Here is an 18,442-nt window from a genome sequence, read left to right as displayed (position 1 = left end):
CCCGGGCCACCCACGCCCGACCCACGCCCGACCCTGCCACCTGCTTGCCCGGTCAGCGGCTCCACTGGCGGGCCAGCCGGGCACCGAGCGCGCGCAGCCCCTCGGCGGGTCGGCCCATCGCCGCCGCCACCCCGCCGCGTTCCTCGCCGCCGAAGTGTTCCACCAGGCTGTACGCCTCGGTCACCCCGGCCGAGGCGGCCTCCCGCCGGCCGGTGCTCACCCGGCCCGCCAGCACCACGCAGGGCACCCCCCGGTCGCGGGCCGCCCCGGCCACCCCGGCGACCACCTTGCCGCGCAGCGACTGGTGGTCGAACGACCCCTCCCCGGTGATCACCAGATCGCAGTCGTCGAGCGCGGCGTCCAACCCGATCGCCCGGCCGACCAGGTCGATGCCGGATTCGCAGCGCCCGCCGAGGGCCAGGATCGCCGCGCCGAGGCCGCCGGCCGCGCCGCCGCCGGGCAGCACACCCAGGCCGGGCGGGCAGCCGGGCAGATCCCGCTCCAGCACCGCCGCCCAGCGCTCCAGCGCGGCGTCGAGCAGCAGCACGTCGGCCCGGTCGGCGCCCTTCTGCGGGCCGTAGACGCTGCTCGCACCGTGCAGGCCGAGCAGCGGGTTGTCCACGTCGGTGGCGGCGACCAGGGTGGCCCCGCGCAGCCGGGGCACCCCGTCGAGGGCGTCGACGGCGGTCAGCGCCGCACCGCCGTACGGCAGGGCCCGACCGGCGTCGTCGAGCGGGGTCGCGCCGAGGGCGGCGAACAGGCCGGCCCCGCCGTCGTTGGTGCCGGAGCCGCCCAGCCCGATCACCACCGTCCGGGCCCCGTGTTCGACGGCGGCGGTGACCAGCGCGCCGAGGCCGTACGAGGTGGTGGCCTTCGGGTCCCGCTCGGCGGCGGCCAGCAGGTGCAGCCCGCACGCCTGGGCGCTCTCCAGGTAGCCGACGCCGTCGGCGGTGAGCAGGATCTCACCACCGACCGGGCGGCCCAGCGGGTCGACGGTCGGCACCGGGATCCGCCGGCCGGCGAGTGCGTCGGCGAGCACCGTGACGAAGCCCGGCCCGCCGTCGGCGAGCGGACGGATCAGCAGCTCGTCCGCGTCGGCCACCTCGCGCCAGCCGGCGGCGACGGCGGCCGCCACCTCGGGGGCCTCGAGGGTGCCGGCGAACTTGTCCGGACAGAGCAGCACGCGCATGCCCAGAGTGTGGCAGGCCACATCGGGGCGGAGCAGTGTGGCAGCCCACACCGGCAGCGGTCGTGCGGGCGGCCCGCTGTGGGACCATGAAGGCGTGACTTCGACCTGGGTGGAACCCTCCAACACGGCGACCGCGCTGCTGCTCCTCGGCCGCGGCAGCGACCCCGCCACCGAACGTGGCGTGGAGTGTCCGGGAGACCTGCCGGCGCCGAGCGACCCGGACCTGGTGGCCCGGGCGACGGCGGCGAAGGCCGCGCTGGGCACGAAGGTGTTCGTCCTCGGCCACCACTACCAGCGCGACGAGGTGATCCAGTTCGCCGACGTCACAGGCGACTCGTTCAAGCTGGCCCGGGAGGCGGCGGCCCGCCCGGACGCGGAGTACATCGTCTTCTGCGGTGTGCACTTCATGGCCGAGAGCGCGGACATCCTCACCACCGACGCGCAGCGGGTGATCCTGCCCGACCTGGCGGCCGGCTGTTCGATGGCCGACATGGCGGTGCTGTCGCAGGTCGAGCGGGCCTGGGAGGTGCTGACCGACCTGGGCGTCGCGGCGGACACCGTGCCGGTGACGTACATGAACTCCTCGGCGGACATCAAGGGCTTCGTCGGCCGTAACGGCGGCGTGGTCTGCACCTCGTCGAACGCGAAGCGGGCGCTGGACTGGGCGTACGCGCAGGGCTCCAAGGTGCTGTTCCTGCCCGACCAGCACCTGGGCCGCAACACGGCGGTGCTGGAGATGGGCTACTCGCTGGACGACTGCGTGCTCTACGACCCGCACAAGCCGAACGGTGGGCTCACCGCCGCGCAGCTGCGCGACGCGAAGATGATCCTGTGGCGCGGGCACTGCTCGGTGCACGGCCGGTTCACCCTGGACAGCGTCACCGACGTCCGGACCCGGGTGCCCGGGGTCAACGTGCTGGTGCACCCGGAGTGCCGGCACGAGGTGGTCACCGCCGCCGACCAGGTCGGTTCGACGGAGTACATCATCAAGGCGATCGAGGCGGCCCCGGCCGGCTCGGCCTGGGCGGTCGGCACCGAGTTGAACCTGGTCCGCCGGCTGGCGCTGGCCCACCCGGACAAGCAGATCATGTTCCTGGACAAGGCGGTCTGCTACTGCTCCACGATGAACCGGATCGACCTGCCGCACCTGGTCTGGGTGCTGGAGGAGCTGGTCGCCGGCCGGGTGGTCAACCAGATCACCGTCGACGCGGACACCGCGCACCACGCCCGGGTGGCGCTGGACCAGATGCTCGCGCTGCCGGGTGCCGACACCCCGCCGCCCGCCGCCACCTGATCACCTAAGGTCACCACCGAGGTACGGAAACGTACCGGATTCCCCGGTTCGTTCCCTAACCCGTGCGGTGACCGATTCCCATTTCGTCACGGAGGGCTATGCTGCCGGGGCGACGTACCACGGGGGACCGTTTTGAGCCGGCCCCGCTCCGGGTAGCTGACAGCTCGAACCGGACAGCTGGACAGCATGCCCCACCATCGACTTTCACCCGGCACCACCTGACACGCGCTGGAGGTTGCGTTGACGGACGACGTCCTGGTCGTACACGGAGGTACTCCGCTCGAAGGGCGGATCCGCGTGCGCGGCGCGAAGAACCTGGTCTCCAAGGCGATGGTCGCGGCCCTGCTGGGCGACTCGCCCAGCCGGCTGTTCGACGTCCCCAAGATCCGTGACGTCGAGGTGGTCCGCGGGCTGCTCGGCCTGCACGGGGTGAAGGTGACCGACGGCACCGAGGACGGCGAGCTGGTCTTCGACCCGTCCAACGTCGAGAGCGCCAGCACCGACCAGATCAACGTGCACGCCGGATCCAGCCGGATCCCGATCCTGTTCTGTGGCCCGCTGCTGCACCGGCTCGGCCACGCCTTCATCCCCGACCTGGGTGGCTGCCACATCGGCCCCCGCCCGATCGACTTCCACCTCCAGGCGCTGCGCGAGTTCGGCGCGACTGTGGAGAAGACCCCCGAGGGTCTGCACCTGTCCGCGCCGAACGGGCTGCACGGCACCAAGTTCGCCCTGCCGTACCCGAGCGTCGGCGCGACCGAGCAGGTGCTGCTGACCGCGGTGATGGCCGAGGGCGTCACCGAGCTGCGCAACGCCGCCGTCGAGCCCGAGATCATCGACCTGATCTGCATCCTGCAGAAGATGGGCGCGATCATCAAGGTGCACACCGACCGGGTGATCGAGATCCAGGGCGTCAAGCGGCTGCACGGCTACAGCCACCGCCCGATCCCGGACCGGATCGAGGCGGCGAGCTGGGCGGCGGCGGCGCTGGCCACCCGCGGTCACGTCGAGGTGCTCGGCGCGCAGCAGGCCGACATGATGACCTTCCTGAACATCTTCCGCTCCGTCGGCGGCGAGTACGAGGTCACCGACGCCCGGCCGCCGAAGCTCAGCGACCCGGGCCAGGAGGGTGGCATCCGGTTCTGGCACCCGGGCGGCGAGCTGCACGCGGTGGCGCTGGAGACCGACGTGCACCCCGGCTTCATGACCGACTGGCAGCAGCCGCTGGTGGTGGCGCTGACCCAGGCCCGGGGCCTGTCGATCGTCCACGAGACGGTCTACGAGCAGCGGCTGGGCTACACCGAGGCGCTGAACAAGATGGGCGCCAACATCCAGGTCTACCGGGACTGCCTCGGCGGCACCCCGTGCCGGTTCGGCCGCCGCAACTTCAAGCACTCCGCGGTGATCGCCGGCCCGAGCAAGCTGCACGCCGCCGACCTGGTCATCCCGGACCTGCGGGCCGGGTTCAGCCACCTGATCGCGGCGCTCGCCGCCGAGGGCACCTCCCGGGTGTACGGCGTCGACCTGATCAACCGGGGCTACGAGGACTTCGAGGCCAAGCTGGCCAGCCTCGGCGCCCACACCGAGCGCCCGTAACCCCGGTCCGGGCCGCCGGTGACCCCGGTCCGGGCGGCCCGTGACCCCGGGTCCGGCCCGCTCCCGCCGGCAGCCGTGACCCCGTCCGACCCGTTCCACCGAGCGCCCGGTGCACCCGTGATGTGCACCGGGCGCCGTCGGGTGGCTACCCTTCACCTCGTGCCGTCGCTGTTTCGCCGCAAGCCTGCCGACTCCGACTCCTCCGCCACCGCTGCCGTGGTGACCGAGGAGCCATCCGCCGCGCGCCCCCGGGGCTACACCCCGAGCAAGAAGGAACTGGGCGTCGAGACCCCGAAACGGCCGGTCGCCGGTCGCCGGCCAGCCGGCCCGACCCGGCCGCTGACCAAGGAGGAGGCCCGGGAGCAGCGCCGCAAGGCGCGCACCGAGGCCGCTGCCGAGTTCCGCCTCGAGGGCGGCCCCCGGGACCGGGGGCCGGAACGGCTGCTGGCCCGCAACGTGGTCGACTCCCGGCGGACGGTAGGCACCTGGTTCTTCGGCGGCGCGTTGATCGTGCTGATCGGGTCGAACGCCGCGATGCCACAGGCGATCCGGCTCGCCTCCAACGTGGTGTGGGGCGCGCTCGCGCTCGGCGTGCTGATCGACTCGGTGCTCATCTCCCGCCGGATCAAGAAGCTGGTACGCGAGCGCTTCCCCAACAGCGGGGAGCGGATGGGCTCGCTCTACCTCTACGCGATCATGCGGTCGATCACCTTCCGCCGGATGCGTGCCCCGGCTCCCCGGGTGAAGATCGGCGAACGGATCTGACCCACGGTCAGGCCGGGCCGCGCGGATCGGGGACTGGGGTCCGGTAGAGCCGGGCCACCACGTCCTCGATGTCCGGTTCGACGATCGAGACGTCGCGCAGTGCGGCCACCCCGGCCAGCGCGGACACCACCTCCGCCACCCCGGCCGACTCCAGCGTGTAGACAAGCCGTCGGCCGTCGGCCTCGACCCGGTGCAGCGGCGCCCCCACCGGCTGCGGCGGTGCCGCCAGCGGGACGTCCAGCTCGGCGACGACCAGCCGGCGGGAGCCGTACCGGGCGTGCAGGGCGGCGATCGACCCGTCGTGCACCACCCGGCCGTGGTCGACCACCACCAGCCGGGCACAGAGCCGCTCGATGTCGGCCAGGTCGTGGGTGGTCAGCACCAGCGTGGTGTCGCCGGCCCGGCCCAGCTCGGCCAGGAACCCCCGGACCGCCTGCTTGCTCACCACGTCCAACCCGATGGTCGGCTCGTCGAGGAAGAGCACCTGCGGGCCGTGCAGCAGGGCGGCGGTCAGCTCGCCGCGCATCCGCTGCCCCAGCGAGAGCTGCCGTACCGGGGTGTCCAGGAAGGCGTCCAGGTCGAGCAGGTCGCGACAGCGGCGCAACCGGGCGGCGTGGTCACCGGCCGGCACCCGGTAGAGGTGACGCAGCAGGTCGAACGAGTCACCCAACGGCAGATCCCACCAGAGCTGGGACCGCTGGCCGAAGACCACCCCGATCCGCAACGCCAGCCGGGTCCGGTCGGCGACCGGGCGCAGCCCGCAGACCCGGGCCTGCCCCGCCGACGGGCTCAGCACCCCGGTGAGCATCTTCAGGGTGGTCGACTTGCCGGCGCCGTTCGGGCCGATGTAGCCGAGCAGCTCGCCCCGCTCCACCCGCAGGTCGATGCCGTCCACGGCGGTGACCGTCCGCTTCTCGCGGCGCAGCCGGCCCGCCTTCACCCGTACCGTGAACTCCTTGCGCAGCCCGTCCAGTTCGATGACGCTCATGACCCCGTACTCCGGTAGTGGCGGACACCCGTGCGCCAGGCCGTCGCCGCGAGCGCGGCGGCGACCAGCGCCACCGCCGGCGCGGCCCAGCCGGCCCACGACGGCAGGCCGAGCGGGTCGGCGCGGCCCAGCAGCGCCAGCGCCGGCTGGTAACTGACGAAGGCGAACCCCAGCCCGTACGCGAAGGCCGCCCGGAACCACCCGTCGAAGACGGTCACCGGGTACGAGGTGAAGTCCCGCCCGCCGTAGGTGACCGAGTTGGCCAGCTCGCCGGAGTCCACCCACCAGAACGACACGGTGGCGGTGGCCACGAAGACCGACCCGAAGAAGACCACCCCGGCCAGCGGGGCGACCACCGCCAGCGCCACCCGGGCCGGGGTCCAGTCGATCCACGCCGAATCCAGCGCCACCACCAGCACGCCCACCCCGAACACGCCCCGGGAGACCTTGCGCAGCGGCAGGTTCATCAGCAGCAGCTGGGGCAGCGCGCCGAGCGGCCGGAGCAGCACCGCGTCGAACAGGCCGGTCCGCACGTGACCTGGCAGCCGCTCGATGTTGCCGACCAGCAGGTCCGCCACGGCGAAGGCGCTTGCCGACAGGCCCACCATCACCAGCGTCTCGCGCAGCGTGAACCCGCCCAGCTCCCGGGTCACCCCGTAGATCACCAGGACGGTGACCACGTCGAAGACGGTGGCCCCCACGTTGCCCAGCAGGTCCAGCAGGAACGACGCCCGGTAGGTCGTCTGCGAGCGGGCCTGCGCCCCGAGCAACGCCCGGTACGCCGCGAACGTCCCACCCGGCCCGTCCCCCCGGCCCGCTCCGGTCACCGGCTCGCAATGCTCAACCACCCTGCACCACCAGGCGGCGTTCGGCGCGGCGCTGCACCAGCCGGCAGGCGGCCAGCACCAGCACCGCCCAGCCGAGCTGGAGGGCGACCAGGCCGACCTGGGTGGCCGGTGGATCCCGCTCGACCAGCACGTCGAGCGGGGTCTGCAGCAGGCTCGGGAACGGGGTGGCGCACCACAGCACGAGTTGCAGCCACTCCGGCAGGAACCGCAGCGGGAAGTAGAGCCCGGCCAGCACGCCCGAGCCGAGGGTCCACAGCAGCAGCGGCCCCCGGGCGTCCTGCCACCAGTAGGCGGTGGCGTTGACCAGGAACCGGCAGCCGAAGCAGAGCACCACGGCGGTCACCACGGAGACCGCGAAGAGGCCGACGGTGGGCCACCTCGACGGCAGGTAGACGTCGAAGAAGAGCGGCCCGACCAGGACCGGCGGGACCAGCCGGGCCAGTGCGGCGTACCCGGCCCGACCCAGGTCGGTGGCGAGGTAGCTGGTCACCGGGTGCACCGGGCGGAGCAGATCGGCAGCCACGTCGCCGGTGCGGATCCGGTCGGCCAGATCGGTCCAGCCCCAGAGCAGCACGACGGCGAGCAGCCCCTGCCCCACCCAGACGAAGGTGGCGAGCTGGTCGCGGTCGTACCCGCCGACGGTACCGGCCCCGGCGGCGGCCAGCAGCACCGCGCAGCGCAGGAAGCCGAACACGGTGTTGGTCACGGCACCGGCGAGAGCGGCCTGTCGATAGGTGGCGTACCGGTGGAATCCGTCCCGGGATATGGCCCCGAATGTCCGGAACCATCGGGTAACCTTTGCGCTCGTGGGCGTTGCCACAGTGGCGGTGACCGAACCCACGCCGCTACCCTCCTTCCGCAGCCCCGCCGTGCCGGACGGGGGACTCTACCGGCATCCCGGGGCGCGGGGCACGACAATTTCCAACGAGGTGACACCGCCGTGAGCGAGCGACGCGAGCCGGGCATCGGACCGCGCCGCACGCGTGGCCACGGAGGCCCCCGATGACGGGCGGATGGTCCGACCGCTGGGACGCCCCGGCGGAACCGTCCTGGGTGATCGAACCGACAAGCGAATGGCACCCCCAGTTCCGCGGCCAGCGCTACCCCGGCGACATCGGCAACCGGTACGCCGACCCCCGGGGACGGGCGCTGGGCCGCGCCGGGGTGCCCCCGCTCGCCCCGACCCGCCCCGACGGCACCTACCTCGGCCGTTCCTGGGCCGACCAGCAGGACGACGAGACGACCCGCCGGGACGACCCGCACGACGGGCGGCGCACCGACCACGACGCGTACCGCCGTCCGGTCGACGAGCCGATCTGGCAACGGGAACGACGTCGACCCGTGGCGGACCGGCCCGACGACCGGGCCGAGCCGGACCGGTACGACGGCCGCCCGGAAGCCGACCAGCGCGCCGGTCGGACCAGCTGGTCCGACCGGCGACGCGGCGACGCCGAGCCGGTCCCGACCGGCTGGCACCGCGACCGCGCCGCCCCCGACCGGCACCGCACCGACCGGTCCGACACCCCACCCCGTCGGGATCACACCGCTCCCGGTGTCACTCCGGTCTCCCCCGGCCGGTCGCCCGTCTCCCCCGCCCCCCGGCACGAGCCGCCCCGTGACCACCGCCCCGACCGGTTCGCCGAACCGGGTTGGATGCCCGAGCCCGACGAGACCATGCCCCGTCGACGCACCACCGGCGAACGCCCCGCCGGCATGGCCCGTCCCGACCGCAGGAGCGCCGAGGACGGCTACGACCGCCCCGCCGCCGACTCCGTGGCCGGCTACGACCGCAAGGGCACGGAGGACGGCTACGACCGCCGGGGCATCGGGGACGGCTACGACCGCCGGGGTATCGGGGACGGCTACGACCGCCGGGGCTTCGAGGACGGCTACGACCGTCACCCCGCCGGCGACTCCGCCGCTCCCGGCAGTCGGGCCGCCGACGAGTCCCGGCACTACGCCGCCAGCGGATACGACCCGTACCCGGGCCGGCCCGGACGGCCCGAGCGGGACCTCCCGACGCGGTTCCGGGAGGACGAACCACCCCGGTCGACCCGCCGGGCGGCCGACGGGCGACCCGCCGCGCACGGCCACGACGACCAGCGACGCCGACCCGTCGACGACGGCCGGGGGGTCGTCTCCCCCATCCCCGAGGAGCGGTGGCAGCACCCGCGCGGCCAGGACGAGCACCGGCCGCCGGCTCCACGCGAGGCGGCGGCCCGGGCGGAGACGTACCCCGACCTGCGCTCGCGCGAACCGGCTCCGCCGGTCACCCCGCCCCGCGAGCCGTGGAGCCGCGCCGACGCAGGCCGGGCGGGAACGGTCCGGCCCCCGCAGGAGGCGGGAACGGTCCGGCCCCCGCAGGAGACCGACCACGGCCGCGACGGCCGACAGCCGTACCCCCGGCCGGAGCGCCGTCCGGCGGAACCACAACGGCCGGTCACCCCGCCCGCCCGCTACGACGACCGCCCGGCCGCCCAGGTCTCCCCGGAGCGGACCCCGGACCACCTCCGGGACCGTCGGGCCGGTGCGGCACGGGCCCCCGGACATCCGGTCCCCGGTACGCCGTCCTTCGGTCCGCCGCCGGGTCGCCCGGTGTCCGGGACTCCGGTCTCCGGTCCCCCGGTCTCCCCGGCACCGGTTCCGCCGGCCCAGACCTCCCCGGCACCCAGCGCCCCGGCACCGGTTCCGCCGGCCCAGGTCTCCCCGGCACCGAGCGCCCCGGCGGCGGCCCGGCCCGCAGTCGTGCCGCCCCGCACCCCCGTACCGCCCGCCGACCCGCCGACCCGGGACCGCGGCACCGAGGGGCGGCCCTCCCCGGCCGACCCGGACGACGTCACCCCGATCTCCGCGCCGCCGGCCACCCGGCTGCACATCGAGTTCCGTCAGCCTCCGCAGGACGACCGTCGGGCGGCCGCGCCGCCACCCCTCGACCGACCCGCCTTCACTCCCCCGAGCAGCCGATCCACCGGCCTGGAGATCACTCCCGACAAACCACGCCGGTACGTCCCGCCGGCTCCGGAACCCGACTCCACCGGGCACCCGGACACCGCGCCCCAGGCGACGCCGAACAGTTCGGCGGCCTGGTTCCGACCCCGGCCGGCCCCCGTGCCGCCCACCCCGCCCACCGGCACCACCGACGGCAGCGACCTGCCCGGCACCACCGCCACCACGGCCAGCGGCACCGACACCGGTACGACCGACACCGGGGCCACCGCCGACACCGGGGCGAGGAGCGTGGACCCACCGGTCCGCTCCGGGTCCTCCGCCGACTCGCCCGATACCGCTCCCCGGCCGGGCGCGGTCCCCGACGCCGGGACCGCCCCGGCCCGGGAATCCGCCCCGGCACAAGAACCCGTCCCGGTCGACACCGTCGGAAGTGACCCGCTCCCGTCCGGGAAGAACGCGGGGAACGGGACTCCCCCGCCCGGCGACAGCGCCGGGCCCACGGCTGCCCTCGGCAGGACCGTTTCGGCACCGCCAGCGACCGGCACCGTCGGCACCGACGCCGGCCGGAGCACCGACGCCGGTACGGAGCCGACCGACACCGGCACCGGACCCGCCGACACCCGCACCACAGCGACAGGCGCCCTCGTCGGAGCGACAGATCCCGGACCGGCCGGCACCCTCGTCGGAGCGACAGATCCCGGACCGGCCGGCACCCTCGCCGACGCGGTCGGTGCCGGAGCGTCCACCACCACCGACCGGACCGGCACCACCGACCGGACCGGCACCACCGACCAGACCGGCACCGCCGACCGGACCGGCACCGCGACAGAGCCGACCGCCGACGGGACCGACCTGGGCAACACCGGTTCGGCCCCGACGGCGGCCACCGTCGGGGAGCCGGACGGGTCGGTGCCGACGGCGGCGGCAGTGCCCCTGGACGATCCGGAGCAACTACTGGCCGGCTACCGCTGGCGGCTGGACCCGCAGACCCTGCGCGAGGTGGCCGACGACCCGGCGGAGCTGCGGATTCTCCGACGCCGGCTGACCGAGAAGCTCGCCTCGGCACTGGACAACCGGGCGCGGGCCCGGCTGCTCAGTCTGCGGGCGGTGATCTCCCGACTGGTCGACGACCTGGACGACGCGCTGGCCGACGGCCGGCTCGCCCTGACCTACGCCGAGGCGACCGGCGAACTACGCCGTACCGCGCTGGCCCGGGCGCGGCTGGCCGAGGCGCTGCGCTGGAAGGGCGAGTTCGCCGAGGCAGACCGGCTCTTCACCGAGGCCAACTCCACGGAGCTGCCGGACCGGCTCCGGTCGGCGCTGCACGAACACGCCGGCCGGTCCTGCTACGACCAGGGCCGGTTGATCGAGGCGTGCGGGCACTTCGAGCGGGCCCTGGACCTGCGCCGGGCCGAGGACCCGGAACTGACCGGGCGGATCGGGGTGGCGCTGGACGCGGTGCACGCCCGAGCGGTGGCCCGGGGCGGCTTCGGGCCGTACCCCCGCAGTGGGGACGAGGTGCGGCACGGCCGCCGGTCCCCGCGGCCCACCCACGACGGCCAGGACCGCTGGGGGTACGCGGACGCCGAGGGTGACCTCGTCGTCGACTACCGGTACGCCGAGGCACAGCCGTTCCACGAGCAGCTTGCCTGGGTACGTCGCCCCGACCAGGACGGCTGGGAGCTGATCGACGAGTCCGGCGCTATCATGCTCGACCCCGGGTACGCCCGGGTGCTGCCCTTCTCCGACGGCCTGGCGTGGGTGTCGCAGGGTGGCGACGCGGACTGGTCGGCGATCGAGCCCGACGGCACCGTGCTGGTGCCGGCGGGTTTCGAGGAGGTCCGACCGTTCCGGGCCGGCGTGGCGGCCGTCCGGCAGGGCGGCTGGGGGGCGACGGACCGGCGCGGCCGGTTGGTCGTGCCACCGCGCTACCACGGGATCCGCACGACGCTGTCCGACGGCAACCAGCTCGACGGGTTCACCGACGAGGGGCTGGCCGTGGTGGAGCTGGCCGGTCGGCGGGGCGTGGTCGACCGCACCGGCACGGTGCTGGTCCGGCCGGTGCACCCGGCCCTGGTGATCCACCCGGTGGCGTTCCTGGTCGGCGACGGGATGAGCCACTGGGGGGCGTTGGACCGGCGGGGCGAGCCGCTGATCCCGCCGGTACACCCCGACAGGGACACGGTGGTGGCGGAGATCGACCGCCTGCTCGCCGACACCCACCCCGTGCTCTGACGCGGCACCGGGCCGCGCCGGCACCCGCCCGCGCCACCCGCCCGCGCCCGCCGGACCGCACCGACGGGTGCAGGGGACGGGACGGGGCTAGGGTCGTCACATGGAATTCCGTCACCTTGGCCGCTCGGGCCTCATGGTCAGCGAGATCTCGTACGGCAACTGGATCACCCACGGTTCCCAGGTGGAGGAGGATGCGGCACTGGCGTGTGTCCGGGCCGCCCTGGACAACGGCATCACCACCTTCGACACCGCCGACGTCTACGCCGGCACCCGCGCCGAGACGGTGCTCGGCAAGGCCCTGGCCGGGGAGCGCCGGGAGGGGTTGGAGATCTTCACCAAGGTCTTCTGGCCGACCGGGCGCGGCCGCAACGACCGTGGCCTGTCCCGCAAGCACATCATGGAGTCGATCGACAACTCGCTACGCCGCCTCCAGACCGACCACGTGGACCTCTACCAGGCCCACCGGTACGACTACAGCACGCCGCTGGAGGAGACGATGGAGGCGTTCGCCGACGTCGTACGGGCCGGCAAGGCGCACTACATCGGCGTCTCGGAGTGGAAGGCGTCGCAACTGCGCGAGGCGCACACCCTCGCCCGGGAACTGCGTATCCCGCTGGTCTCCAACCAGCCGCAGTACTCGATGCTGTGGCGGGTCATCGAGGCCGAGGTGGTGCCCGCCAGCGAGGAGCTGGGCATCTCCCAGATCGTCTGGTCGCCGATGGCCCAGGGCGTGCTGTCCGGCAAGTACCTGCCGGGTCAGCCGCCACCGGCCGGTTCCCGGGCCACAGACGAGAAGTCGGGTGCGAACTTCATCGCGGAGTGGCTCAACGACGAGGTGCTGACCCGGGTGCAGCAGCTCAAGCCGCTCGCCGAGCAGGCCGGACTGACCATGCCGCAGCTCGCCGTCGCCTGGGTGCTCCAGAATCCGAACGTCGCCTCGGCGATCATCGGTGCGTCCCGCCCCGACCAGGTCCACGACAACGTCAAGGCCGCCGGGGTGACCCTGGAGGCCGACCTGCTCAAGGCCATCGACGACATCGTCGCCCCGGTCACCGAGCGGGACCCGGGCAAGACCGAGAGCCCGGCCCAGCGCCCCTGAGCGGCGCCGACCGCACCCCACCCCGGTTCCGCGGGGTGGGGTGCGGTCAGGTCTGCCAGAACCGGATCAGGGACAGCGCGGTGCTGTAGAGCCAGGGCGGCAGGCCCAGCAGGTCGCTGAGCCAGAAGACGGCGGTGAAGAACCAGTTGCCGATGCGCGGGTTCCACAGCAGGGCGAAGAGCAGGATGAAGCCGAACGGCGCGAACATGTCGTACATCCGCCGCCACTGCGGGTTGAGCCACGGCTGGATCATGTTGCCGCCGTCCAGGCCGGGCACCGGCAGCAGGTTGAGCACGCTGGCGGTGAGCTGGAGGAACGCCAGCAGCGCCACCCCGGCCCAGAACTCCATCGGGCCACCGGCGTCGATCCCCACCCGTAGCACCACCACCAGCAGCAGGGTGAACAGCACGTTGGTGGCCGGGCCGGCGAGGCTGACCAGGGTGTGCCGCAGCCGCCCCGGGATCGCGTGCCTGTCCACCCAGACCGCCCCGCCGGGCAGGCCGATGCCGCCGAGCAGCACCACCACCACCGGCAGCACGATCGACAGCAGCGGGTGGGTGTACTTGAGCGGGTTCAACGTCAGGTAGCCCCGGTGGGCGATGTCCCGGTCGCCGGCCCGGTAGGCGACCACCGCGTGGGCGTACTCGTGCAGGCAGAGCGAGACCAGCCAGCCCGAGACGACGAAGAGGAACACGTCGAACCGGACGTTGCCCACCCCGTTCCAGATCAGCACACCACTGGTCACGAAGAGCGCGACCAGGGCCAGGAAGATCGGGCTGGGTCGGAACGCCGCCCGGGGCACGCCGAGCACCAGCGGCTCGCCCCCCGGGCGGTCGTACGCCATCACTCCGCCGTCGGCAGCAGGCTCATCCGGTAGTCCACCCGGTCGTCCTCGACGAGCGTGACCGAGGTGACGCCGGACGCCGCGAGCTCCCGCCAGGTCTGGCCGATCCAGGACTCGGCGTCCGCCTGACTGCTGAACGTCTCCGCCGGCCCGTCGACCGCCGCACCGTCCGTGCCCTCGTACCGCCAGCTCCACGCCATGCCGCGTCTCCCCTCGCCGCTCCACCGCCCCCGGGGGACGGACCCCCGCAAGCGTAGTCGGCCGCCGCCGGACCGCACCGGACGCACGCCCCGGGGCCGCACCGGTGACGCGCCGTCACCTCCACCGGTCCGACGCGGCCCGACCGGCCACGACGACACCCTGCGCGGCCGGGCCGGCGGGCGGGGCCGGGCCGGGCGGCTCTAAGGTACGGGCATGTCCGTTGACGGGTGGAACACGGTCCTGGTGCTCGGCGGTATCCGTTCGGGCAAGTCGGAGTTCGCCGAGTCCCTGGTGGCCGACTCGCCCACGGTGCGGTACGTGGCGACCTCCGCCGCCGCCGACCCGGACGACACCGAGTGGGCCACCCGACTGGCCGCCCACCGGGAACGCCGGCCGGGCAGCTGGACCACCGAGGAGACCGCCGAGGATCCGCGCCGGCTGGCCGACGTGCTCGCCTCGGCCGGGCCGAACGAGACGCTGCTCGTGGACGACCTGGGCGGCTGGGTGACCGTACTGCTCGATCCGGCCCACCAGCCGGCCGACGACGTCGCCACGATCGCCGAACTGGCCGACGCGGTGCGCGCCAGCGAGGCACGGATCGTGCTGGTCAGCCCGGAGGTGGGGCTGTCGCTGGTGCCGACCACCCCGCTGGGGCGGGCGTTCACCGACGCGCTTGGCGCGGCCAACCGGGCCGTCGCGGACGCCTGCGACGCCGTGGCACTTGTGGTCGCCGGCCAGCCGGCCTGGCTCAAGCCGTCCGCCCCGGCCTTGCCGCTCGGCGTGCCCACCCAGGCCACCCCGAACACCGGCACGGCCACCCCGACCAGTGGCGCGGCCGGCTCGACCGGCGAAGGGTCGGCCCCGGCCGACGGATCGCCGCCGCCGCTGCCGGAGGTGCTGACCCCCAGCGTGCCGGCGGCCCCGGCCGCGCCGGCCACCGACGGCACCGGCTGGGCGGCGCCGACCATGGCGCTGCCGGTGGTCGCCACCGGGCTGGTCATCCAGCCCGGGATGGAACTGCCGATGCCCGACGAGTACGCCGGCCCGCAGGCGGTGCAGCGGCTCGGCACCCTGGACCTGCCGGGGGCCGGGCTGGGCGTGCTGGAACGGGTGGTCGAGTTCGCCGCCGCCACCCAGGGCACCCCCACCCCGACGCCGTGGGCCGATGTCCGGGTGCTGCTGCTGCACGGTGACCACGCCGGTGGTGCGGCGGCCGGGGCACCGGCCGGGGAGTCGGCCCGGTTGGCCCGGCAGGCACGCGCCGGCCGGGGGGCTTTGGCCCGGTTGGCCGCCGAGAGCGGGGCAAGTCTCCAGGTGGTGGACGCCCCGCCGTCCGCACCTATCGAACACGGGCCGGCGCTGGACGTCGACGCCGTCGAGGCGGCGCTGCGCTACGGCTGGCGGCTGGCCGAGGAGGCCGCCGACGCGGGCGTACGGCTGCTGGTGCTGGGGGCGTGCGGCGCGGGCGCCGAGGCCGCCGCCGCCGCGGTGCTGGTCGCGACCGCCGGCGCGGAGGCCCCGACGGTGCTGGGCCGGGTGCACACCGCCGACGGCGAGATCGACGACGCGGCCTGGATGGTGCGCTGCGCGACGGTCCGGGACGCGCTGCACCGCACCCGTCGCTCCCCCCGCGACGCCAAGGACGTCCTGGCCGAGCTGGGTGGCGGCGACGTGGCGGTGGCCACCGGCGTGCTGCTCGGCGCGACCGCCCGCCGGGTGCCGGTGCTGCTCGACGGGCCGGTCGGGCTGGCCGCCGGCATGATCAGCCGGGACCTGGCCGGTCAGGCCCGGCACTGGTGCCTGCTGGTCGACCACGGCGGCCACCCGGCGGTCCGGCTCGCCGCCGACGTGCTCGGCCTGACCCCACTGCTGGACCTGCGGCTCGACCTCGGTGAGGGGGCGAACGCGCTGGCCGCCCTGCCGCTGCTGCGCTCGGTGCTGGCGCTGGCCGGGTCGCTGCCCGCACACCCGCACCACGGCGGCGTCGACGACCCGCCGGACGGCACCACCCCGGAGCCCGCCGACCCCGTGGTCCCCGGGGACGACGTGCCCGACGCCACCCCGGAGTTCGCGGAGCCGCAGCCGGCCGGCCCGGGTCCGACCACCACCGCACCCGACCCGACCGGCAGCACGTCGCGCCCGGGTGAGGACTCCGGGGAACAGGGCACCGGGGAGCAAGGCACCGGGGAGCAAGGCACCGGGGAGCAAGGCAGTCCGGAGCCCGGCGCACCGAACGGCACCGGCCCCGGGTCGGGCACCGCCGACGCCGGGCCGGAGCGCGACCCGTCCGGCCGGCGTGCCGGCTGAGTCGGGGCGCGGCGACGGGTTCCGACTGGCGCTGACCACTTTCACCACCGTCCCGCTCCGGTCCGGCCGGGTCGACCGGGCGACGGCGGGCACCGCGATGGCGCTCGCCCCGCTGGTCGGGGCATTACTCGGGGCGGTGCTCGGCGCGGTGCTGCTGCTGTCTGCCGCGCTCGCCCCTCCCCTGGTCGCCGCAGGGGTGACCGTCGCAGTGGCGGCCCTGCTCACCCGGGGGCTGCACCTGGACGGGCTGGCCGACACCGTGGACGCGCTGGGGTCGTACCGGCGGGGGGCGGCGGCGCTGGAGATCATGAAGAAGCCGGACGTGGGACCGTTCGGCGTGGTCGCCCTGGTGGTCGTACTGCTGCTCCAGACGGTGACGCTCGCGGAGCTGGCCGGGCGGCCGTGGCCGGCGACCCTCGCGGCGGTGGTGGCCGGCACCGCCGCCGGTCGGCTCGGGGTGACCCTGGCCTGCCGGCGCGGGGTGCCGGCGGCCCGTCCCGACGGGCTGGGCGCGCTGGTCGCCGGGACGGTCGGGCCGGTCACGGCGGTCGTCGGCGCGGTCGCCGTCGCGCTGGCGGCGGTGCCGGCCGTGCCGGACCGTCCGTGGCAGGGGCCACTGGCCGTGCTGACCGCCCTCGCCGTCGCCACCGCCCTGCTCCGGCACCTGGTACGCCGGCTCGGCGGGATCACCGGTGACGTGCTCGGGGCCACCGTCGAGGTGGTGACCACGCTGGTCTACCTGGGCTTGGTACTGTCCGGCTGAGGACCACGCGGCGCGGCGGGTAGCGTTTGCCCCGACAACACCGGCACGGCCTTCCGGGGGACGACTTGCTCATCACGGACGACTTCCTGCCCGTACCGGTCCCGGAGTCGCTCAGTGCGACCTATCTGGTGCCGATGGCGGGGTTGCCGCCGGTGAGCCCGAAGACCGCGGTACGAGGGCTGGCCGGCCGCCTCGCCGACCCGGTGTACGGCCTGGCCACGCAGATGCTGGACAGCCCGCTGATGTCGGTGGACACCCGGTCGATCGACGAGTTCCCGCAACTGCCACCGGACCTGCTCACCGCGTTCGGCGCCACGGAGGCCCAACTGGGTCGCCTCGCCGCGGCCAGTCACCTGGTGGTGGTGCGGGCCGAGTACCGGCCGGGGTGGCCACCGGCGCACGAGTGGGCGGCCCGCGCGGTGGCCGCCGCCGTCGCCGAATCCGTCGACGGCGACGTGGTGGACGTGTTCGGGTTGCAGTTCCTCGACCCGGCCACGGCGCTGAAGTCGCTGCCGGACGCGCAGGGCCGGATCCGGCTCGTCGACTGGGTGCTGGTCCCCTATTCCTCGGACACCGAGGGACTGTGGTTCACCACCAAGGGGCTGCGCCGGTTCGGGCTGCTGGAGTTGCAGACCCAGGGGGTGCCCGACCACCTCACCCGGGCCTGGGGCGCGGTGCTGACCGGTGCCGCCCGCCGACTGCTGCGGGACTGGACCGACGGGCTCGCCGGCGACGAGGTGCCCGCGTTCGTGCAGCTGCCGGTGCTGGCCACGGTGACCGGGCACGACATCGCGGTGGCGTACGGCAATCCGGAGCAGCACGGCGCGACGGCCCCGGTGCTGCTGCGGCTGGAACTCGACCCGGCGACCGACCCGGAGGCCGACTCGTTCCTCAGCCTGCGTCCCCCGCCCGGCCACCCCGGGCCGGACGGCCGCTACTACGCGGCGGCCTGCGCGACCCTCTTCTCCGGCATCGAGCCGGACGTCCGCTACGCCCGGTCGGGCGACGCGATGAGCCGGGCGGTCGCCACCGCCCGCGCCGGGCTGGACGACATCCGGGCCCGGTTCCTCGCCGACGGGCTGCCATCGGAGGCACAACTGGTGGTCAAGTACGGCCTGCCCGGCGACGACGGCCCCGAGTACGTCTGGGCCGGGGTGAACTCGTGGGACACCCCGGAGCGGATCGTCGGCGCGAGCGCCAGCGATGCCAACACCGATCCCACCGTCCGGATCGGCTCCCCGGTCGTGGTGCCGGTCACCGAGGTCGTCGACTGGGCGATCCTCGACGGCACCGGCGTCATCGAGGGCGGCTGGACCCAGGCCGTCCTAGACGCCGGCGAACGCCCCCACCCCACCCACTGACCC

The 18,442-nt window shown here is 74.7% G+C and carries 13 protein-coding genes and 1 pseudogene; 8 read left to right on the top strand and 6 right to left on the bottom strand.

Going from position 1 to position 18,442, the window contains the following annotated elements:
* Positions 1–52: 52 nt before the first annotated feature.
* On the bottom strand, positions 53–1,189 hold the full coding sequence (locus tag AC0AIB_RS18850; protein ID WP_328344228.1) for a glycerate kinase family protein: 1,137 nt from the start codon (positions 1,187–1,189) through the stop codon (positions 53–55).
* 94 nt (positions 1,190–1,283) lie between these two features.
* Between AC0AIB_RS18850 and nadA the strand changes: the two genes are divergently transcribed.
* The 3 genes from nadA (at position 1,284) to AC0AIB_RS18835 (ending at position 4,844) form a co-directional block, all read left to right on the top strand.
* The gene (gene nadA, locus AC0AIB_RS18845) at positions 1,284–2,483 is read left to right on the top strand and encodes a quinolinate synthase NadA (protein WP_328344225.1); all 1,200 of its coding nucleotides are present in this window, start codon (positions 1,284–1,286) and stop codon (positions 2,481–2,483) included.
* 240 nt (positions 2,484–2,723) lie between these two features.
* Positions 2,724–4,079, top strand: a complete 1,356-nt coding sequence (murA, locus tag AC0AIB_RS18840; RefSeq protein ID WP_328344223.1) for a UDP-N-acetylglucosamine 1-carboxyvinyltransferase — start codon at positions 2,724–2,726, stop codon at positions 4,077–4,079.
* 159 nt (positions 4,080–4,238) lie between these two features.
* A complete protein-coding gene (locus AC0AIB_RS18835; RefSeq protein WP_328344222.1) occupies positions 4,239–4,844 on the top strand; it encodes a DUF3043 domain-containing protein in 606 nt (201 codons plus the stop codon).
* A 7-nt stretch (positions 4,845–4,851) separates the two neighbouring features.
* Here AC0AIB_RS18835 and AC0AIB_RS18830 read toward each other — a convergent pair whose 3' ends face one another.
* Genes AC0AIB_RS18830 through AC0AIB_RS18820 form a run of 3 tightly spaced genes read right to left on the bottom strand, consistent with a single transcriptional unit; the run spans position 4,852 to position 7,521 of the window.
* Positions 4,852–5,832 (bottom strand): ABC transporter ATP-binding protein, encoded by a 981-nt coding sequence (locus AC0AIB_RS18830; protein ID WP_328344221.1) that lies wholly within the window; start codon positions 5,830–5,832, stop codon positions 4,852–4,854.
* Entirely contained in the window at positions 5,829–6,659 is an 831-nt protein-coding gene (locus AC0AIB_RS18825; protein WP_465097158.1) for an ABC transporter permease, read from the bottom strand. Before AC0AIB_RS18825 ends, AC0AIB_RS18830 begins: the two co-directional genes overlap by 4 nt.
* Positions 6,660–6,672: 13 nt before the next feature.
* Complete coding sequence (locus tag AC0AIB_RS18820; protein ID WP_465097157.1) at positions 6,673–7,521, bottom strand: ABC transporter permease; 849 nt, start codon at positions 7,519–7,521, stop codon at positions 6,673–6,675.
* 161 nt (positions 7,522–7,682) lie between these two features.
* On the opposite strand from AC0AIB_RS18820, the gene AC0AIB_RS18815 reads away from it, so the two are divergent.
* The gene (locus AC0AIB_RS18815; protein ID WP_465097156.1) at positions 7,683–11,864 is read left to right on the top strand and encodes a WG repeat-containing protein; all 4,182 of its coding nucleotides are present in this window, start codon (positions 7,683–7,685) and stop codon (positions 11,862–11,864) included.
* Between the two features lie 100 nt (positions 11,865–11,964).
* On the top strand, positions 11,965–12,963 hold the full coding sequence (locus tag AC0AIB_RS18810; RefSeq protein ID WP_328344216.1) for an aldo/keto reductase family protein: 999 nt from the start codon (positions 11,965–11,967) through the stop codon (positions 12,961–12,963).
* A gap of 46 nt (positions 12,964–13,009) precedes the next feature.
* Here AC0AIB_RS18810 and AC0AIB_RS18805 read toward each other — a convergent pair whose 3' ends face one another.
* Both AC0AIB_RS18805 and AC0AIB_RS18800 read right to left on the bottom strand, forming a co-directional pair.
* Positions 13,010–13,807, bottom strand: a complete 798-nt coding sequence (locus tag AC0AIB_RS18805) for a site-2 protease family protein (protein ID WP_328344215.1) — start codon at positions 13,805–13,807, stop codon at positions 13,010–13,012.
* Entirely contained in the window at positions 13,807–14,007 is a 201-nt protein-coding gene (locus tag AC0AIB_RS18800) for a hypothetical protein (RefSeq protein WP_328344214.1), read from the bottom strand. The genes AC0AIB_RS18805 and AC0AIB_RS18800 overlap by 1 nt, the downstream gene beginning before the upstream one ends.
* Before the next feature lie 214 nt (positions 14,008–14,221).
* Here AC0AIB_RS18800 and AC0AIB_RS18795 point away from each other — a divergent pair.
* The 3 genes and pseudogenes from AC0AIB_RS18795 to AC0AIB_RS18785 form a co-directional block, all read left to right on the top strand.
* A pseudogene (locus AC0AIB_RS18795) lies at positions 14,222–16,165 on the top strand (bifunctional adenosylcobinamide kinase/adenosylcobinamide-phosphate guanylyltransferase); the annotation flags it as partial.
* 139 nt (positions 16,166–16,304) lie between these two features.
* Positions 16,305–17,078, top strand: coding sequence for an adenosylcobinamide-GDP ribazoletransferase (cobS, locus tag AC0AIB_RS18790; protein WP_465097155.1), 774 nt, complete (start codon positions 16,305–16,307; stop codon positions 17,076–17,078).
* A 65-nt stretch (positions 17,079–17,143) separates the two neighbouring features.
* On the top strand, positions 17,144–18,439 hold the full coding sequence (locus AC0AIB_RS18785; protein ID WP_465097154.1) for a DUF2314 domain-containing protein: 1,296 nt from the start codon (positions 17,144–17,146) through the stop codon (positions 18,437–18,439).
* The last annotated feature ends 3 nt before the right edge of the window (positions 18,440–18,442 follow it).

It is taken from the genome of Micromonospora sp. DSM 43699 (assembly GCF_055517075.1).
The sequence above is the reverse complement of the archived record's forward strand: the minus strand, read 5'-3'. Positions and strand labels throughout refer to the sequence as shown.

Excerpts from the sequence above, each read along its gene's own strand:
- AC0AIB_RS18810 (WP_328344216.1), top strand. The coding sequence starts at position 11,965 with ATGGAATTCCGTCACCTTGGCCGCTCGGGCCTCATGGTCAGCGAGATC.
- AC0AIB_RS18805 (WP_328344215.1), bottom strand. The coding sequence starts at position 13,807 with ATGGCGTACGACCGCCCGGGGGGCGAGCCGCTGGTGCTCGGCGTGCCC.
- AC0AIB_RS18800 (WP_328344214.1), bottom strand. The coding sequence starts at position 14,007 with ATGGCGTGGAGCTGGCGGTACGAGGGCACGGACGGTGCGGCGGTCGAC.
- AC0AIB_RS18815 (WP_465097156.1), top strand. The coding sequence starts at position 7,683 with ATGACGGGCGGATGGTCCGACCGCTGGGACGCCCCGGCGGAACCGTCC.
- AC0AIB_RS18850 (WP_328344228.1), bottom strand. The coding sequence starts at position 1,189 with ATGCGCGTGCTGCTCTGTCCGGACAAGTTCGCCGGCACCCTCGAGGCC.
- AC0AIB_RS18830 (WP_328344221.1), bottom strand. The coding sequence starts at position 5,832 with ATGAGCGTCATCGAACTGGACGGGCTGCGCAAGGAGTTCACGGTACGG.